This is a genomic window from Leptolyngbya sp. GGD (assembly GCF_026735145.1).
GTDB classification, from domain to species: domain Bacteria; phylum Cyanobacteriota; class Cyanobacteriia; order Leptolyngbyales; family Leptolyngbyaceae; genus Leptolyngbya; species Leptolyngbya boryana.
In genome coordinates this window covers 321,578-339,181 of the sequence record NZ_JAPQKE010000001.1, presented here as the reverse complement: position 1 = coordinate 339,181, position 17,604 = coordinate 321,578, and the positions used below count along the sequence as shown (strand labels likewise).

Genomic DNA, 17,604 nt, shown 5'->3' with positions numbered 1-17,604 from the left:
CACACTCCGTCCAGGAGAGGTTTAAGAATTTTTCCTTGCTCTTTTACTACGACGAGCCGATAGAGATTACGTAGTATTATGAACCCATTTTCATGAATAAATCAACCCTTCCTTTATGAATAATTGCGATCACTGTCACAATTTATCTCCGGAATAGTTACGGTTGTTCGAGCTTGAAACAAGTCTCTCCGGGAAAATGTATTCAATTTAGCTTGATTTATAGAAAAGCTTATGAAACGATACTCTGAACGAATAAAACTACTTAATACCTATAGATTTACAGCAGTTTTAAGACTCGGTTAATCGCATTACTCGTGTCGATCGCATCAATTGAAGGGGTGCTTCTACGCCGCTTGAAGTGCGCCTTCGACCAAAGTACTGTCCTACCACAAAGCGGATCTCTTGCTGCCGAATTTCAGCAGTGAGATCAAATCATTCTTGCTTTGAATCGTACTTGCCCTTGTCCTTAGCGATGTTTGCAAATTTGGATGTGAGGTTATTGAATGTTGAAAATTTCATGGAATTCTCGATTCTCTTGGTCACTGTTTCTAAGTACTGGTATTTTGCTGGCATCAACCAGTCATGCCACGAAAGCAGCGGCTTCAGAGGTCACTCCGTTACCGATTGAGCAGACTCGCTCAAATCTACCTACTCCAAGCGTTTCTCAAATCGAGCAATCTCTTGACTCAACTGTGCAGCCCATCAATCGACTGTCGAATCAAGTCACCTCGGTTTCTCAGCTTTCGGATGTTCGACCAACCGATTGGGCTTTTCAAGCACTACAGTCTTTGGTCGAACGCTATGGGTGCATTGCCGGATATCCCGATCGCACTTATCGCGGCAATCGTGCATTGACTCGCTATGAGTTTGCAGCCGGACTGAATGCTTGTCTCGATCGGGTCAATGAACTGATTGCAGCAGCGACAGCAGATTTAGTTAAGAAAGAAGATTTAACAACCCTACAAAAATTACAAGAACAGTTTGCGACAGAATTAGCAACCTTGCGGGGGCGGGTCGATAAGTTAGAAGCACGAACCACGACGTTAGAAAAACAACAATTTTCGACCACAACAAAACTGCAAGGGGATGCAATCTTCATTGCGGCTGATACGTTTGGGGATCGCGCAAACAATACTGCTGCAAACGATACCAAAGATGACACTCAAGCTTTCTTTGCCTATCGGGTGAGGCTGTCTCTCTTGACGAGCTTCACGGGTAAAGATTTGCTCTTTACTCGTCTTGCTGCCAATAACGTTCCCAATCTACAAACGTCAACGGGAACAGCTGAAACTCGTTTAACGATCGACAGAGGCAGTTTTCCAGAGAGTTCCTTGTATCTCGACTCTCTTCACTACCGATTTCCGCTCGGAAATCAGACCACAGTTTGGGTCGGAACTCGTCAGCTTCAGCCTGTTGTATTTGCACCGAATCTCAATCCATTGATCGGAGGTGCAAATGGTGCCATTTCTCGATTTGCAACTCACAATCCAACTATCTATCGACCTGGTTTTGATGGTGCGGGTGTTGGGGTATCTCATCAGTTTAGTCCGCAGCTTAGATTCGGTTTAGGTTACTTAACCGATGATACTCAAGCTCCAAATCCTAATGCAGGACGAGGAATTTTTAGCGGCAATAATCTGCTTTATAGTCAGCTCACTTTTACGCCGAGCCGCAATTTTGATGTGGCGTTTAGCTATGGACGCAAGTACTTTGGGTCCAACACTGGTTTCAACCTAACAGGAGGAACAGGAAGCGCTTTTGCGAGAAACCCATTCCAGCAAAATGCAACCGTTTCCGATAATTTTGGGCTGCAATTTCTCTGGAAAACAAGCCCTACGCTGCAAATTGGAGGATGGTTTGGCTATACTCGCGCTTTCCAGGTCAAGGGAGCAGACAACGAAGCAACCATCCTGAACGGAGCAATATCGGTTGCATTTCCCGATCTATTCAAGAAAGGAAATCTCGGCGGGATCATTGTTGGGATTCCTCCCAAAGCAACGAGTAACAATTTCCGCCCGACCCCCACAGCCGCTCGCCGCGTTGACTCAGATACTTCGCTACATCTAGAAGCGTTCTACACATTCAAAGTGAACAACAACGTCAGCATTACTCCTGGTGTTTTTCTAATTACCAATCCTGAGCAAAATCGTAATAATGATTCGATTTTGGTGGGAACAGTTCGCACAAACTTTAGTTTCTAGAGTGAGTTGCTAAAGGTTGATGATCTGACGCGATGCAGTCACAGTGTGAATTGATCGCGTCAGATCAGGCAATTTTTGCCCATACCAAATCGAGCCGAGGAAACAAACGATCGCGCAGACCATCAAGGCTTGAGGTGCTCCCAGATAGTGAGCCAGCGTTCCTCCTATCAAGTTACTAAACGGCATCATTCCTACGAGAGACATCGCATAAATGCTCATCACTCTGCCGCGTTTACTATCCTCCACGATCGATTGAACCACAGTATTACTACATGCAACTTGCAGTGTTCCCGCAGCCCCTACAAATACTAAAATCACAAGAGAAAGTAAAAATGATCGTGATGCTGAGAATGCCATCAACCCGATCCCAATTGCCGCAGGACACAACCCAATCGTTCGTTCTAATCCAGCAATGCCTCGACGCTGACTAAGATAAACACAAGCCAGCACCGATCCCACGGCTCCTGATGCACTCAGAAATCCGAGCGAACTCGCTCCGCCTCGAAGAATATCTGCTGCAAACACAGGCAATAAAGCCGTATAAGAAATACCAAACACGCCTTGAATTGCCAAAAGCAAGATAATCATACGAACAGGCAGAAAATTCTGAACATAGTTAAATCCTTCTTTCAACGATTTCCAAGCACTGACCTTCGATTTTGAGATGGCTGGGCGATTCAACCGCATTGATGCTAGCGCCCAGATTGCTGCAAGATAGCTCAGCGTATCAAATAGAAAGCAAAAGACTGCTCCAACCGTTGCAAGCAAGATACCACCGAGTGCAGGTCCAAACAATCGAGAACTACTGAGCATAATCGAATTGAGCGCGATCGCGTTTGCCAGATCCTCACGCTCTGTGACCATCTCGCTGACAAAAGCATGACGAATTGGCATATCTAACCCTTTCACCATCCCCAATAAAACACTCAGCAACAGCAGAGACTGGAAGTTCGCCATCCCAGTAAAGACAAGCGCAGTCAAAGTACCCGAAACAACCATACCCAGGAGTTGCACGATCGTTAGGATATAATGCCGACTCCAGCGATCAGACAATACGCCTGCTAAAGGCAAGAGAATGAGTGTAGGTAGAAATCCTAGAAAGCCTGCTAGACCCAGTAACCAAGGCGAATGAGTCAAATCATAAATCAACCAAGGAACCGCGACTTGAGTCATAAAGGTTCCCGATAGAGAAAAAGTTTGCCCTAAAAAATAAAGTCGAAAGTTACGAGATCGAAATGCAGGCAGGTGAAGTTTGAACCGCACTTGCTTGCTGAATCGCTGATACAAATTTGCCATAACCTAACAATTTGCTTCCACTGATAAAACCAACAAGATTGATACCTAGAATAAGTTTCAGGGATCGATCTTCTGTTATCTTACTATACGAAAAACAAACTGTTAGATATTCTAAATAAATAATTTTGCATTGAGGTAAATCTTTCCAAGCCGCAATCAGAGCATCACTCGCTATAGGCAACAGGTTGAAATAGAGTTTAAGCTTTCTAATTGCGTGAAGCGTGATATTCACAAAAGCTTGAGGCAAATCTGTCTCTTGAAAGCCAGCATTCTGTAAATTGCTGCAGAACATTCATTTCTCATCTTAAAAAGAAAACCTTCATGTAGCTAACTCAACTAAGCTACATGAAGGGCTAGACGCTTTTAACTTGTATCGGAGATAGACTGCTAACTCAGAGCATTGACAACATAATCAATGTAGGAGTTCAATTCCACAGCAGGATCACCTGTCAAACCGTGATTGGATTTGATGTGTTTGAGAGCTTCGATGTACCAGCTTGGAGAAAGCTCGAATGTACGGTTGATTTCAGACAAACCCCCAATCAGATAATCATCGATAGGACCCGTCCCTCCAGCAACCAAAGCATAGCTGATAATCCGCAAGTAGTAGCCAATGTCGCGGACGCACTTCGACTTGCCGCGTGCATCAGAAGCATAGTTTGGACCTTGCAACTGTGTGGTGTAGGGGAACTTTTGGTAAACCGCGTTTGCAGCAGCTTCAGCTAAACTCGGAGCTTTGCTCGACAGTTGTTTCGCTGCTTCCAATGAGCTTGCGGCTTGGCGGAACCGACCAAAAGCAACTTGAAATTCAGTGCTGCTCAAAAAGCGTCCTTGGGAATCAGCAGCGCTCACCGCTTCAGTTAATGGAGTTTTGGACATTGATCAAGATTCTCCTAAATGTGTACATGAATAGATAAAACAGAGAAATGTGCAATTGATTAGCCAACTGCTGCTGCTGCTCGATCGAAGTAGGTGGCAACTTCCGCTAGAAGACTGCTGCAATCTCCTTGCGTAACACCATTGGGATCACCTGCGATCGCAAGCGATGCTTCTTTCAGCTTTTGAATTCCAGCCGCAACCGATGCACCCGGAACGCCTAAAGCCAAATAAGTTTCTCGCAAGCCGTTCAATGCTCGGTCTTCCAAAATGCTGACATCACCCGTGAAAATTGAATAAGTGACATAGCGCAAGATGATTTCCAAGTCGCGCAAGCAAGCAGCAGCCCGACGGTTGGTATAAGCATTTCCACCTGGAGCAATCAGTTGAGGTTGTTCTTCAAACAGACTGCGAGCAGCATTTGCAACGATCGCAGATGCACTACCGGAAATTCGGTTGACGACATCAATGCGCTTATTGCCATCCCGCACCAAACCGAGCAAAGCATCAAGCTGACCCGGATTCAGATAGTCACCGCGAGCATCTGCCTGAGAAATCACTTTTGTAAACGCATCTTGTACCATTATTGCCTTCTCCTAATTGCAACGTTGACGAAAATTTGAGTCTAAAACTCAAGTCATAGAAGGGAATACTATATTTCCTAAAATCCTGAAAAACATCAAGTGGAAATTAGCCTATTATTTCTAATTCTTCTATTAGAAATAACGAGAACAGTTCGGAAGAATTTCAAACTGCATTTATCCCCTACAAATTAGTTTTTACAACAGTGTTATGCCTATTTTTGTTAAAAAATATTGAGCAAATAAGTCAGCTAAACCTCATAAAAAAGAGGAGTATTTTTAGAACTGATTAAATCCTTATTCAATTATTAATAATAAAAAGCAGTTAAGTTATCACGTATACAAACCACAAGGTTAATTCAGCAGATTGCTCGCCAAGTCGGCGTTTTATCCCCAAAAAGCACTTTTCAAAACTTAAAGATTTGCTCTCAGAATCCTCTAGCTTTTTCGATTAGTTCATCAATTAAAATTATTAATAATTGAGTTTCGCTTATTAAAATTGATAGAAGCATTGTAGAAGCAATTTACTCAATAACGCAAGAAAATAGAAGCAAACTACCTGTTGAAGCTTGCTTCTATTTTTACAACTGTACTTAATTTGTTGAATTATAAAGCCCAAAAGTAGGAAAGTCATTAAAAATCAAAAACCACTCATATTTTCGCCGAAACGCCTTAGCTTTTTAGGCGAAAATTATTATGCAGTTTCTATTCTTGATGACAGTACTTCTCGTCTTTTTACATCCAAAATAATTCGATGAGCGAAGCAATCCTAAGCGGATGTTTTACTGCGCTCACGTTATCTTTTCGTCCCGAATTCCATTTTGGGGCGGGTGAATGCTTGTGACTCAACCTCATTCAACGATCGATTCCCATCTTTGGGACAAATTGACATTAAGCTATGACAGGTTCTTGCGGTGTATAAGAAGATGAATCTCCCTTCAGGGCTTGACTATGCTTACCATCAACACTGAGCGGAAGATCTCCTGAGATAGTAACTCGCTGCATCCGGCGAGACTGATTGCCATAGTCTGCGATCGCATAGTGCTGAGTCGCTCGGTTGTCCCAAAATGCGACATCTCCTGCTTGCCAGCGCCAGCGGACTGTATTCTCTAAGCGAGTGACATAAGACTGTAGCAATCGAATCAGATCATTGGACTCTGTTTGAGATAGCCCTTGCAAACGCCGCACAAATCCACCAATAAAAAGTCCCCGCTCTCCTGACTCAGGATGCACTCTGACAACCGGGTGAACTGTTTCGTAGACCGTTGAAGTAAACACTTCCCGGTAAGCTCTAAATTCTTCCGATAAATCTAGAGCAGGAGCCGCATAGTCATAAGCATTACTATGAACCGCCCAAAGTTGATCGGCTAGATTTCTAAGAGATTCAGGCAGATCTTGATAAGCAGTGACCGAATTTGCCCAAACAGTATCACCACCAACTGGAGGAATGGTTACTGCTCTGAGAACTGATCCGAGCGGTGGGCGATCGACAAACGTCACATCAGTATGCCAATGATTTGCGCGAGCCACCGTGCGATCGTAGTCCAAATCTAAAACTTCTGGCTGTCCTTCAAGCGATGGCACTGTGGGATGAGCCGTTGTGACCTCACCAAACCGACGCGCAAATGCAACCTGTCCATCAGCATCTAAGCTCTGGTTGCGAAAGAAAATGACTTTATAGTGTACGAGTGCTTTGCGAATCTCACCAATCGTTTCATTCGTAAGAGCGTCACGCAAATCAATTTTGCCGATTTCAGCCCCAATCCGTCCAGCGATCGGTTGAACTTTTAGACTTGTCGTTGTTGTCATTGCTTAAAAGTCTCCAGAGTCTTGTACTTCGCTTTGCATCGAGTCGAGCGAATTGTTAGACGAACTAACTGAGCAATTCTCCGTTATATCTACCGATTTAGTCAAGAATAAGTCGTAAAGAAATTCTAGATTCTCGTCATACTGCACACAGGCAGATTGACCAAAAATGTCAAGTCAGATCGATACAAAATATGGCTGAAAGCTCGATTCAATTGGCTGCAATCGCTCAACAGAGATCTTGATTTTGCAAGGCGGATGTGACATTATCGGTCAAGTTAAATCTACAGTATCTCTACCAATTTTACGTAGATTTAACTTGACGGATTTTCATCATTTGTCCAACAACAGTCTGACCACACCAAAGTTTACCGTTAGTTTTTGCATTGTAACCAGCTATGCTCAATCGAATTTTCATTGTTTTACGATCTGTTGTGGGTCGATCCTTTAGTCTTAGGGATAGCACGTTAGCTATCCCGGTTTGGCTGCGCTTTGCTTTACTGGGGTTTGGTTTGAGTATTGCGATCGCAGCTTGCTCTCCCACAACACCGACCGCCTCGAATAGTCCAAACGCTTCTCCAGTTGCGACAAACGCACCTGCAAGTAATGTGGTGCGCTTTGGAATTCAGAAGGCAACGATCTTGCTCAAAACAAAAGGCGATATTGATAAGCGCTTAGCTTCAGAGGGTGTGAAGGTGGAATGGACAGAATTCCCTGCAGGCCCGCCAATGCTTGAAGCGCTCAATGCAGGAGCGATCGATATTGGTCCAGTCGGAGAATCACCCCCTATTTTTGCTCAAGCCGCAGGAGCCGCATTAACTTACGCAGCCGCGATTGCTCCGAATCCAAAAGGTAATGGTGTACTTGTCCTTAAAGATTCACCAATTCAGAGTGTTGCCGATCTCAAAGGTAAAAAAGTAGTGTTTGCTAAAGGATCAAGTGCAAATTTCTTGATTGTGCAACTACTAGAAAAGGCAGGATTAAAATTTAGCGATATCGAGCCTATCTACTTAACCCCAGCAGATGCTCGCGCAGCATTCGTCAAAGGAGATGCAGATGCCTGGGTAATTTGGGATCCTTTTTTCGCAGCAGCTGAAGTAGGAACAAATTCTCGCGTGCTCGCAGATGGGACAGATGTCAATAAGTTAGGCGGCTACTATATTGCATCACGTAAGTTTGCCGCCGAGCAACCTAAAATCTTGAAAGCAATTTTAGAGGAAGTTCGGAATCTAGAAAATTGGTCTGACAAGAATCGTGATGAAGTTGCAACTGTGCTCACTGATGCACTGAAGCTAGATGCAGAAGCTGTCAAGAAAGCAACACAGCGCAGAGTGTTTGGACTCACTGCAGTAACCAACGATATCATTGCTGAGCAACAGAGAGTTGCAGATACCTACTACCAACTCAAGCTGATTCCGAAACCAGTCAAAGTTCAAGACGCGATTCTGCCACCTGATCAAGTCGCTGCTTTTGCTTTGAATTAAGCCTATCAATTGAACTGAAGTTCAGTGATGTATCACCGCGATGTTCAACTTGAATGTTTCGGTGAGTTGAAATCAGATCTATTCAACGATAGTCACATTGGCGGTAGAACAGTCATCAGCCCTGCTCTGCGACAAGCGATCGCAGATGAGTTTCGATTGTAGTTGTCACGACAATTATCGATCGACTGGAATAGCAGGGCTGATGACTGTCGCGACATACCAAGTTGCTATATACCAAATTGCTATTACCTGATTTGAACTATCAGACAATCTTCATTCCGCCGAATTCGATCTCATCCTCAATGTTTTAATCGGTAGAACTGAAGATTGCCAGATGCTCACTTTAATCGAGCTAAATACCTCTACGACACCTTCGTCAAATTCGTCAAACTCTTCGCTGGAATCGTATTGACTCTGGAATAAGCGACTTTGCGAGGAGCTAAAATCACTCCATCTCCCATAATCGACTCTGCCAACGACCGACGATATAAATCACTCAACTGTGCCGAAACCCCAGTCCAGCTAAAATTCTGCTGCACCCGTTCCGAAGCCCGTTTGCGTAATTTTCTCGCCCACAGTTCATCATCCAAAATCCGACCGATCGCTTCCGCAAATGCCGCCGTATCTTGAGGCGGAACGAGCAAGCCTGTCTCACCCGGAACCACCGTAAACTTCAACCCGCCAACATCCGAAGCCACGACAGGAGTCCCGCACGCCATCGCCTCGATCGCGACCAATCCAAACGGCTCATAATGGCTCGGAATCGCACACACATCCGCCGCCGTGTAATAAAGCGGCAAGCGATCGTGACCCACACGTCCCGCAAAAATCACATTTTCAGCAATTCCCAAGTCAGCCACGAGTTGTTCAATCCGTTGGCGTTCGTCTCCATCCAGCTTATCTGCTGCGCTTCCTCCAACAATAACCAGCCTTAAATTCGACGGATCAGCCGAACTATGATGAATCAAGGCAAACGCTCTAACTAAGGTTTCAATTCCCTTCCTCGGATCAAATCGTCCGACATACAGCACCACTTCATCAGTCGGCTTTAATCCCAATTCCTTGCGAGCATCCAACTTCGGAATCACATGAAATCGCTTTAAGTCCGTCCCACAAGGAATGACTTCAATCCGCCCTGCATCAGACACGAGCGATCGCAGCATCATTTCTTCTTGCGGACTCGTCGCAACGATACACCGAGCCTGTTCTAAAATTTGTTTCTCAACTGCTAAGCGGGTTTCCGCGATCGTCGGGCGATTCGGAACCGACTGATATTTCACTGCACCTAACGAATGATAGGTGTGAATAAGCTCAACATTATGTGTTTTTTGAACTTCTAACCCCACCCAAGCCGACATCCAATAATTCGTATGAATCAACGGATAATTCTGCTTTGCCTGGTACTGGAGAAACGACTCGACAAATTCCGGCATGAACTCAAACAATTGATCCCGCGGCACAAACTCTTCTGCACCCGCTTTCAAGCGAATGGTTCGACAATGCGGATTATGCTGCACGATGGTCGCATCATCCGGATTTGCCTTGCGAGTAAACATATCCACCTGCCACCCCAAGCGAGACAGGGCCTCTCCCACCTGGCGAACATAGACGTTCTGACCACCCGCTTCTTCCCGACCAATCTCAGCCGCCGGATCACCATGTTCTGAAATTAAAGCGATCGATTGTCTTGGGGCCTTCTGGATCGAAGACTTTACATTTTTCTCAGGACTGATAACCATAAATTCCACCTCAACAAATTTAAACAGCACAAGCGAGGGGAGTGAGAAGGTAAGAAGTGAGGAGATGGGAAGAAACACTTTTCTCTAGCCCCCTACTTCCTCGTCCCTACCTTAAAACCCCTTCCCTTTCAGATTCGCAATTTTGCTACTTGAACTTGCTCAACACTTTGCCATTAACCTGAAACAGCCGCTCTCCTAGCAACTGGCGGTATACCGCTTCGTATCCATCCGTCATCCGCTGGACGCTGAAATTCTCAATCACATGCTGACGACACACCGCTCGATCGATCTCTGCTACCCGATCCAAAGCCGCAACACACTCATCCACTGTCTCACACAAAAATCCCGTCTTTCCATCTCGAATCACTTCTGGAGCCGAACCCAATCGCATTGCGATCACTGGAGTTCCAGCCGCCATCGACTCGACCATCACTAACCCAAACGGCTCTCTCCAAGTGATTGGGAAGAGCGTAGCCACGGCCTCACCCATGAGAATATTCTTCTGAACGTGATTCGCCTCACCCAGATATTGAATCTGCTCACCATCAATCTGCGGTAAAAGCACCTCTTCGTAAAACTCTTGATCGACGATATCAACCTTTCCAGCCATTTTTAACCGCATTCCGGTGCGCTTCGCAATCTCGATCGCATGATGCGGCCCCTTTTCGGGCGACAAGCGACCCAGAAACGCTAAATAAGGCGGATCATTCGGTTCAGCATAAAACTTGTAACTATCGACATCAATTCCGTTATAAACCGTTGCAACACAGTTCATATTCAGGCTAGGTTCGCGCTGAGCATCTGAGATACTCACATAAGGCTGCGATCGAGCATACGCATAAGCCTTTGACGTATCCGAAGTAAATGTGCCATGTAGCGTATGAACCGTTGGCGTTTTCACTAATTGTGCGTAGGGTAAAGCTGGGCAACCCATGTGAGAATGAATAATATCAAACTCATGTGCACGTTGATAAACGTTCCCCAGTTGCATTGTTTCGTAGATTTGGTATTCCTTCACCGTCGGATCATTCCGAATCGCACGAGGATGCACCGATTCTAACTGCGCCAAGGTGATCGAGTCCCCTGTGGCGAATAATGTGACTTCGTGACCGCGACGTACTAACTCATCCGTCAACAGGCTCACGACTAATTCAATGCCACCGTACGCTGGGGGAGGAACACGCTCCCACAACGGGGTAACTTGAGCAATCCGCATACAAAACCTCCTACAAGGTCAAACAATTTAGTCGCCTCACACCTTTAGCAGAGACTCTCTTTTCTTGCTTCCTAGGAGAGCTAAGTCAGATTTAATGTAAATTTCGCAATTTGCCAAGACGGGCATTTCGACTTGACAGCGTGAGAAATACCACCTCACTCACGAAAACACTACGTGAATACTACGAGATGCTCTCAGCATTTGTACTTACTGAAACTGGCATTTTTGCAGTTCTGGAATTGCCAGTTCCGTCTAATTCCTAGCCTATTCTTGATCTATCTCTATATGACGCTACAGAAGGCTTGTAGTCACTTCCACAATCGCTTGTTACTTCGGTGTTCGGACATTACGAAATCTTGCACTTTATCCATGCAATTCACGCTTGTTGAAAATGAGCATGTATGTCACTTTTCCTACCAAAAGTTAAAATATGTAAAGTTTTGTAGGGAAGTATCTACGCGAGGAAATCTACATGAAATCTATAGATTTAGGCTCAGATTTGTAGGTTATCGCAAAAAAGGCTCTACCGATCGATAGATTTCCGCTTTTTTTAAGAAAATTCTAAAACTTCATAAAAATAGCGGAACTTGCGGTTCCGCCTTGAAGATTTAGAAGCAAATTTGTCCTAACTGTTCCCAGAATGATTAGCAGAAATTAAAACTTCTCCTTTTAACATCCGCTGCGCCGCATCCAGCAGTGCTTCTTCCAGGTAAGGCTTTGTAAAATAGCCACTTGCGCCCAGAGATGCTGCCATTTGGCGATGTCGGTCTGCACCACGCGAGGTGAGCATTGCGATTGGCAAATTCGCCAAGTTCGGATCTTTTTGAATCCGAGACAGCAACTCTAATCCGTCCATTCGCGGCATTTCGATATCGCAGAATACAATATCGCACGGCAACCCTGATCTGAGTTTTTCCCACGCTTCCTGACCGTCGCGGGCTTGTTCCACCCGATATCCGACTTTATTAAATGTCATCGACAATAACTCACGTACCGTAATCGAGTCATCGACAATCAGCACCATCGGCTCAGTCTTCGCAACTGTCTCAACAACAGGCTGACCCGCTCCCTGCTCCCACATGGAGCCAGCATCGCGACGAATTCGACCTACAGATAAGTCAATCAGTTCCAAGACATCCGCAATCGGCATAATCCGCCCATCCCCAAGCACAGTCGCACCCGCAACTCCAATTGGTTTGGGGACAGGACCTTCAAGCTGCTTGATTACAATTTCTTGCTCACCCAACACCTGATCGACTTGCAGTGCCAAATAATTTCCGGCACTTCTCAAAATGACGATCGAAACCATATCGTCTTCCTGATTTCCGCCGTATACATTACCACGGCTAAGATGACGGTTATATCCCAGCAAATCTTTCAAGGGTCTTACCGGCAGCAATGTATCACGCCAGCTGATACAGGGATTCCCTTCTGCGTCCGTTTGAAGCCGCTCTTTCGGGAGATCGAGCATATCTTCGACCCCATCCATTGGGAATGCAATCCGAGCGCGATCGCTAATACAACAAAGCGCTTTAGAAATACTCAGCGTCAGCGGTAAGCGAATCGTAAAGGTCGTGCCTTTGCCTTGCCCCGAATCTGTACTGATCGCACCCCGAATCTCACTGAGACTGGTACGAACCACGTCCATGCCAACACCGCGACCTGAGAAATCATCTGCTTGATCTTTCGTACTAAAGCCTGGATGGAAGAGCAGATCATAGATGTCCAAACGAGAAGCATTCTTCGCTTCTGCGGCAGTGATCAAACCTTTCTCGATCGCTTTCGATCTGACCCGTTCCACGTCTACCCCTGCTCCGTCATCAGACACAGAAATCACCGTCTGATTTCCTTGGTGGAATGCCCGAATCGTAATCCGGCCTGTCGGCGACTTTCCTGCTGCACGACGAACTTCAGGATCTTCGATACCGTGGGTGATTGCGTTGTTCACCAAATGAGTCATTGGGTCATATAAATGCTCCAGAATCATTTTGTCAATCAAGGTATCGCGCCCTTCAATTACAAGCTCAGCTTGCTTTCCACACTTCATCGCGATATCTCGAACCGCACGAGGCAACCGATCCGCCGTTTGAGCAAACGGAACCATTCGCGATCGTGTTAATCCTTCTTGTAACTGGGTCGTCACCTGCCGGAACATTCGAGTCACTTGATCTGCTTCATCGACAATAAACTCGATGTCAGAAGAAGACTCTCGAACTCTCACGATTAACTCAATCATCTCTTGCGAGAGCGAGTGAAATCCGGTGAAGCGATCCATTTCTAATGGGTCATACTCAACCCCTGTCGAATGTCCATTGCCGCCATTGCGTTCTGAACCACCAAAGGGAACGCGATGATTTTGACGACTTGCAAGCAGTGAACTCTCAAGCAGCGATCGCTCATACAAGTCCTGCATCCGTTGACCAACATCACTTAATTGCTGCACCTGGTACAACAAATTATCCAGCGATTGCCGCAAACGTTCTTGGTCTTGCTCCAAGCTGTTTCGATTAACAACGAGTTCCCCAACCAAATTGCTCAGGTTATCGAGATGCTTGATCGGAACCCGCATCGTTTGCTCACTAAAGCCTTTCGCAGCACGAGGAGAACGCCGCCCTGGAGTTACTGCTGCCCGATTCGCTGGAGAACCGCCCATCGTTTGGTCAGCTTCTTCAAGCATTTTCTCCAAGTCGCCGAATTCTGCATCATCTGCATGACTTGCAACAACGCTAGTTTGCGGAGAGGTCACTTCTGGTGCATCTGCGAGTAGAGATTCGAGATCATCAAAATTCTCTCCTGCTGCAGCTTCGTTCGATAAAGGCTCATCTAAGAGCGAGTCAAGATCATCAAGCTCATTCGATGTTTCACCTAACAACGCATCCAGCTCATCATCTGAGTCTAACAGACTATCAAGTTCATCTAATTCGTCTTGTGATGCTGGCGTTTCGGGCTGAGAGTTCATCGCAGCCATGCCAACCCCTAACCCTGTTGCGATCGCGGCGGTTCCAATTCCAACTCCCAACAGCGAATTTAAGTCAGCATCTGCATCGCTCTCTGTTTCGTTCAACAATGCATCTAGATCATCAGGCTCAATTCCATCTCCAGACTCAAAATCGCCCATCTCCAGATTATCTGTCAGACTTGGCTGAATTTCCTCTGCTGCTTGACCCTGTACCTCTGCCCCGAATAAATCCAAACTGAGGTCGGCAAAATCATCTTGAGGCTCAGTCACTAAAGCTTCACTAAATCCCAAGTCAAAGTCCGAAATATTTTCTAACTCGACTGCCGGAGATTCATCAGCGAATGCCTCTAAATCTTCACTAAATCCCAAGTCAAAATCTGAAGTGCTCTCTAATTCGACTGCTGAAGATTCGTCAGCGAATTCAGAGAAGTCAGAACCAATCAGTGTATCCAAATCAAACAGATTTTCATCAGCAGATGCAGAAGGTTCTTCAGCACCAGTTTCAAATGAAAAGTCAAGTAAATCTGCAACTGCATCGTCTGCATCTGAAATGGAACCGTTGTGTAACTCTGATTCAGACTCTTCTGATTCAGACTCTAGAGATAAATCATCTGTTGCAAAGTCAAGCAGTTCCACCTCATCTCTTGCCGCTACGCCGTTGAGATTTTCTAGCCCAGCATCGAAGTCAAGCAGATCAGAAAGAGGATCTGCTGATGTTGCTGGGGCTTCATCGGCAAGTCCTAATTCTTCATCAAAATCTGGCTCTGTGCTTGAGAAATTTAACAAATCGGCAAGAGCATCCTCTGCATCGATCGACGATGAACTCTCAAGATTAAGTTCCGCTTCTAGCTCAGCCTCATCTGAAGAGAAATCCAAGAGATCTGCAAGTACATCGTTGGGTGCAGAAAAGTTGTTCGTTGCTTCAAAGAGACTATCTTCTTCAATGCCAAGCTGATCCAATCCATCAAGATTCAGATCGCCCTCATGCTCAAAACCTAACTCATCCAATTTAGAAGCAGCTGAACCGTTTTGGTTGAAGTCTGATTCACTGAGCAATTCACCCAACTGTAAATCTTCAGACAGAGATGACTGTGATTCGAGTGCCAAATCCTTGATCGAGTCTCCCTCTGCTGATTCTTCAGAAAAGAGAGAATTAAGAACAGCGTCTTCCGAAGCATCTAGTCCCAATTCTAAATCTTCTAATCCCGCATCTTCAAAGCCATCAAGCCCGAAATCTGAGTCATCGAAAAGCTGCTCTGCATCAGCTTGACCATTGAGATTTTCTGAGTCATCTAGTCCCAAATTCAGATCTTCAAGTTCTAAATTTTCAAGCCCACCTAGTTCCAACTCGTTCTCATCGAAAAGCTGCTCTGCATTAGCTTGACCATTGAGAATTTCGGTTTCAACCAGAAAATCGTCGGAATTTATCTCTAGATCCAAACTATCCCACGTATTAGGTGATAGCACTGCTGCTGAACCTACTTCCAGAGATTCAGCAGGTGTATTCGTTGAGACATCTTCTTCAGCAGGTTCAATCTCAAATTCGTTAAGATTCAGTCCATCAGACGGATTTTCTTCAAAGATATTTTCTAAATCAGCAGAATCGAATGTAAGCGCTTCTTCTACAGCAGATTCGCCTGCAGCAGCCAATCCTAAATCATTATCATCTAGTCCTGCAAATAGCTCACCTAGGTTGTCTAAAGAGCCTTCAGCTTCTTCAAACCCACTCACAGGTAAATTACTCTCTGCTACTAAATCCAAGCTGTCTAGCTCATCCAAACCTAGATTATCGATGGCTTGATCTTCGATCGGCGTAGGAGGCACTCCAAATTCAGTAATATCGTCAGAAAAATCAGGCAATTCAAACTCATCAGCCGCCTCAGATGATAGAGCACTTCCTAAATCTGACGCTTCTCCACTCAACAGTTCTGCTAAATCATCTGAACCGAACTCTTCAGATGCCTCAGAGAACATACTGCCAAAACTATGACTTTCCGAATGATTCGCCTCAAAAGAAGTTACTTCTAGATCAATGACTTCTTCCTGCTGCCAAGTTGCTCCCAGATCCGGCGTTTCACCTTCAAATAGGTCAGCAAGACTATTGAGTTCGTCCATTCCCATATCAGCGCCATTGCCATCGAAAGAAAGAACTTCTTCAGATGGGAGATCATCTAACGCTGATAAATCCAATATGCCATCTAACTTCAGATCATCCGAGGCACTTACACTATCAGATACTGCTAGATCGAACATTTCATCCAGATTCGATGCGCTCAAGTCATCTGTTTCCGCATCTGATGCAGCAAACATATCATCCAAGCTCAGATCATCCGCAGCATCCGTAGAGGTTGTTGCAAAATCTAAGCCAGAGAAGTCTAGCTCTTCTGAACTCTCTGTGTTGGCGATCGCAAAGAAGTCTGCCAATTCTAGATCTGTTTCAGCCGTTTCAGCCGGAGCCGGAGCCATTGCCTGTAAAGCATGGCTCGGTGCAATCTCTTTTTCTCGTCCTGCTAACACCAGTCCCTGTGCCAACTTGATCTCAGTAATCACAAGTGGTGCCAGGTCTCGGTATGCATTCTGAGAATTACCGATCGCTTGACTGGCTGTTTCAATCAGCTGACTCCAGCTCACCAATCCAAATGCTTCTCCAAGTCCTTTCAAGCCCGCACAAATTTCCTGTAAGCGAACTCGTGCATCCAGATTTGTCTCTGCTTGCCGGAAGATTTGCAGCATTTCCCGCAATTGCGCTGGAACATCGTTTTGGAAAATCAACAGTAGAGCATTATCTTGCAAAACACTCTCAGCTTGAATCACCGTTCCCTTACTCGAACCTGCCGATGCCTTGCGTTCTAATTGCGCGAGATGTGATTCAACTTCCGAAAAGACAGGTTCCAACGTGACCAGCGCTGCTTGTGCCTCATCCTCATCCAACCCAGTCGGCATTTGCAGTTGTTCTAAATGCTCTTTTAGCGTATCAAACACCTTTAACAAGAGCGTCTCTAGCTTTTGATCAGACTGAATTGTGGGCGTTTCCTTCAAGGTTTTGAAGTAATCCTCCAACCGATGGGCGGTCTTCTGAATGCTGTTCAAGCCCAACATCGCCGCACCACCTTTCACCGAGTGTGCCGCTCGGAAGACCTCATTTACCATTTCTGGGTCTGTCATGGTGTCTTGCAGATTCAGCAAACCCTGCTCGATCGTATTGAGATGGTCTTTTGCCTCCTCAATAAAGTAGCCCATGATTCGCTGCTGTTGTTCCGGCTGCATCACACTGTCCTTTCTGTAGATGAGTAATCTCCGTTGAGACTGGTTGAGCCTCTGGGATGAAAATGACCAATGAGAATGAAAAAGTCATCTCAGTTGGGGTGGCGTTCCACCAAGGTGAGAACACTCCGTACAATTGGCTTTACTGTACTGGAAGTTATTCGATCTGGCACAAAAATGAT

11 protein-coding genes are annotated in these 17,604 nt (G+C 45.5%); 3 read left to right on the top strand and 8 right to left on the bottom strand.

Annotated elements, in window-relative coordinates; all coding sequences use genetic code 11:
- Positions 1-503 precede the first annotated feature (503 nt).
- Positions 504-2,201, top strand: a complete 1,698-nt coding sequence (locus tag OU814_RS01630) for an iron uptake porin (protein WP_268179941.1) — start codon at positions 504-506, stop codon at positions 2,199-2,201.
- Positions 2,202-2,210: 9 nt separating this feature from the next.
- Here OU814_RS01630 and OU814_RS01625 read toward each other — a convergent pair whose 3' ends face one another.
- The 5 genes from OU814_RS01625 to OU814_RS01605 all read right to left on the bottom strand — a co-directional run bounded on the left by OU814_RS01625 (position 2,211) and on the right by OU814_RS01605 (position 6,763).
- Complete coding sequence (locus OU814_RS01625) at positions 2,211-3,497, bottom strand: MFS transporter (RefSeq protein WP_268179939.1); 1,287 nt, start codon at positions 3,495-3,497, stop codon at positions 2,211-2,213.
- A complete protein-coding gene (locus OU814_RS01620; RefSeq protein ID WP_268182117.1) occupies positions 3,424-3,789 on the bottom strand; it encodes a hypothetical protein in 366 nt (121 codons plus the stop codon). Before OU814_RS01620 ends, OU814_RS01625 begins: the two co-directional genes overlap by 74 nt.
- A gap of 95 nt (positions 3,790-3,884) precedes the next feature.
- Positions 3,885-4,376 (bottom strand): phycocyanin subunit alpha, encoded by a 492-nt coding sequence (gene cpcA, locus OU814_RS01615; RefSeq protein WP_017290858.1) that lies wholly within the window; start codon positions 4,374-4,376, stop codon positions 3,885-3,887.
- A gap of 59 nt (positions 4,377-4,435) precedes the next feature.
- Positions 4,436-4,957 (bottom strand): phycocyanin subunit beta, encoded by a 522-nt coding sequence (locus OU814_RS01610; RefSeq protein ID WP_017290859.1) that lies wholly within the window; start codon positions 4,955-4,957, stop codon positions 4,436-4,438.
- Positions 4,958-5,845: 888 nt separating this feature from the next.
- On the bottom strand, positions 5,846-6,763 hold the full coding sequence (locus OU814_RS01605) for a TauD/TfdA dioxygenase family protein (RefSeq protein ID WP_268179936.1): 918 nt from the start codon (positions 6,761-6,763) through the stop codon (positions 5,846-5,848).
- 395 nt (positions 6,764-7,158) lie between these two features.
- On the opposite strand from OU814_RS01605, the gene OU814_RS01600 reads away from it, so the two are divergent.
- Both OU814_RS01600 and OU814_RS01595 read left to right on the top strand, forming a co-directional pair.
- Positions 7,159-8,244: an aliphatic sulfonate ABC transporter substrate-binding protein gene (locus OU814_RS01600; RefSeq protein ID WP_268179934.1), complete on the top strand. Its 1,086-nt coding sequence runs from the start codon at positions 7,159-7,161 to the stop codon at positions 8,242-8,244.
- A 27-nt stretch (positions 8,245-8,271) separates the two neighbouring features.
- Complete coding sequence (locus tag OU814_RS01595) at positions 8,272-8,406, top strand: hypothetical protein (protein ID WP_017290862.1); 135 nt, start codon at positions 8,272-8,274, stop codon at positions 8,404-8,406.
- 200 nt (positions 8,407-8,606) lie between these two features.
- Here the strand turns inward: OU814_RS01595 and OU814_RS01590 are convergent, their stop codons facing one another.
- The 3 genes from OU814_RS01590 to OU814_RS01580 all read right to left on the bottom strand — a co-directional run bounded on the left by OU814_RS01590 (position 8,607) and on the right by OU814_RS01580 (position 17,425).
- Complete coding sequence (locus OU814_RS01590; RefSeq protein ID WP_268179931.1) at positions 8,607-9,983, bottom strand: glycosyltransferase family 4 protein; 1,377 nt, start codon at positions 9,981-9,983, stop codon at positions 8,607-8,609.
- Between the two features lie 145 nt (positions 9,984-10,128).
- The gene (locus OU814_RS01585; RefSeq protein WP_017290864.1) at positions 10,129-11,199 is read right to left on the bottom strand and encodes a glycosyltransferase family 4 protein; all 1,071 of its coding nucleotides are present in this window, start codon (positions 11,197-11,199) and stop codon (positions 10,129-10,131) included.
- A 625-nt stretch (positions 11,200-11,824) separates the two neighbouring features.
- Positions 11,825-17,425, bottom strand: coding sequence for a hybrid sensor histidine kinase/response regulator (locus OU814_RS01580; protein WP_268179928.1), 5,601 nt, complete (start codon positions 17,423-17,425; stop codon positions 11,825-11,827).
- Positions 17,426-17,604 lie beyond the last annotated feature (179 nt).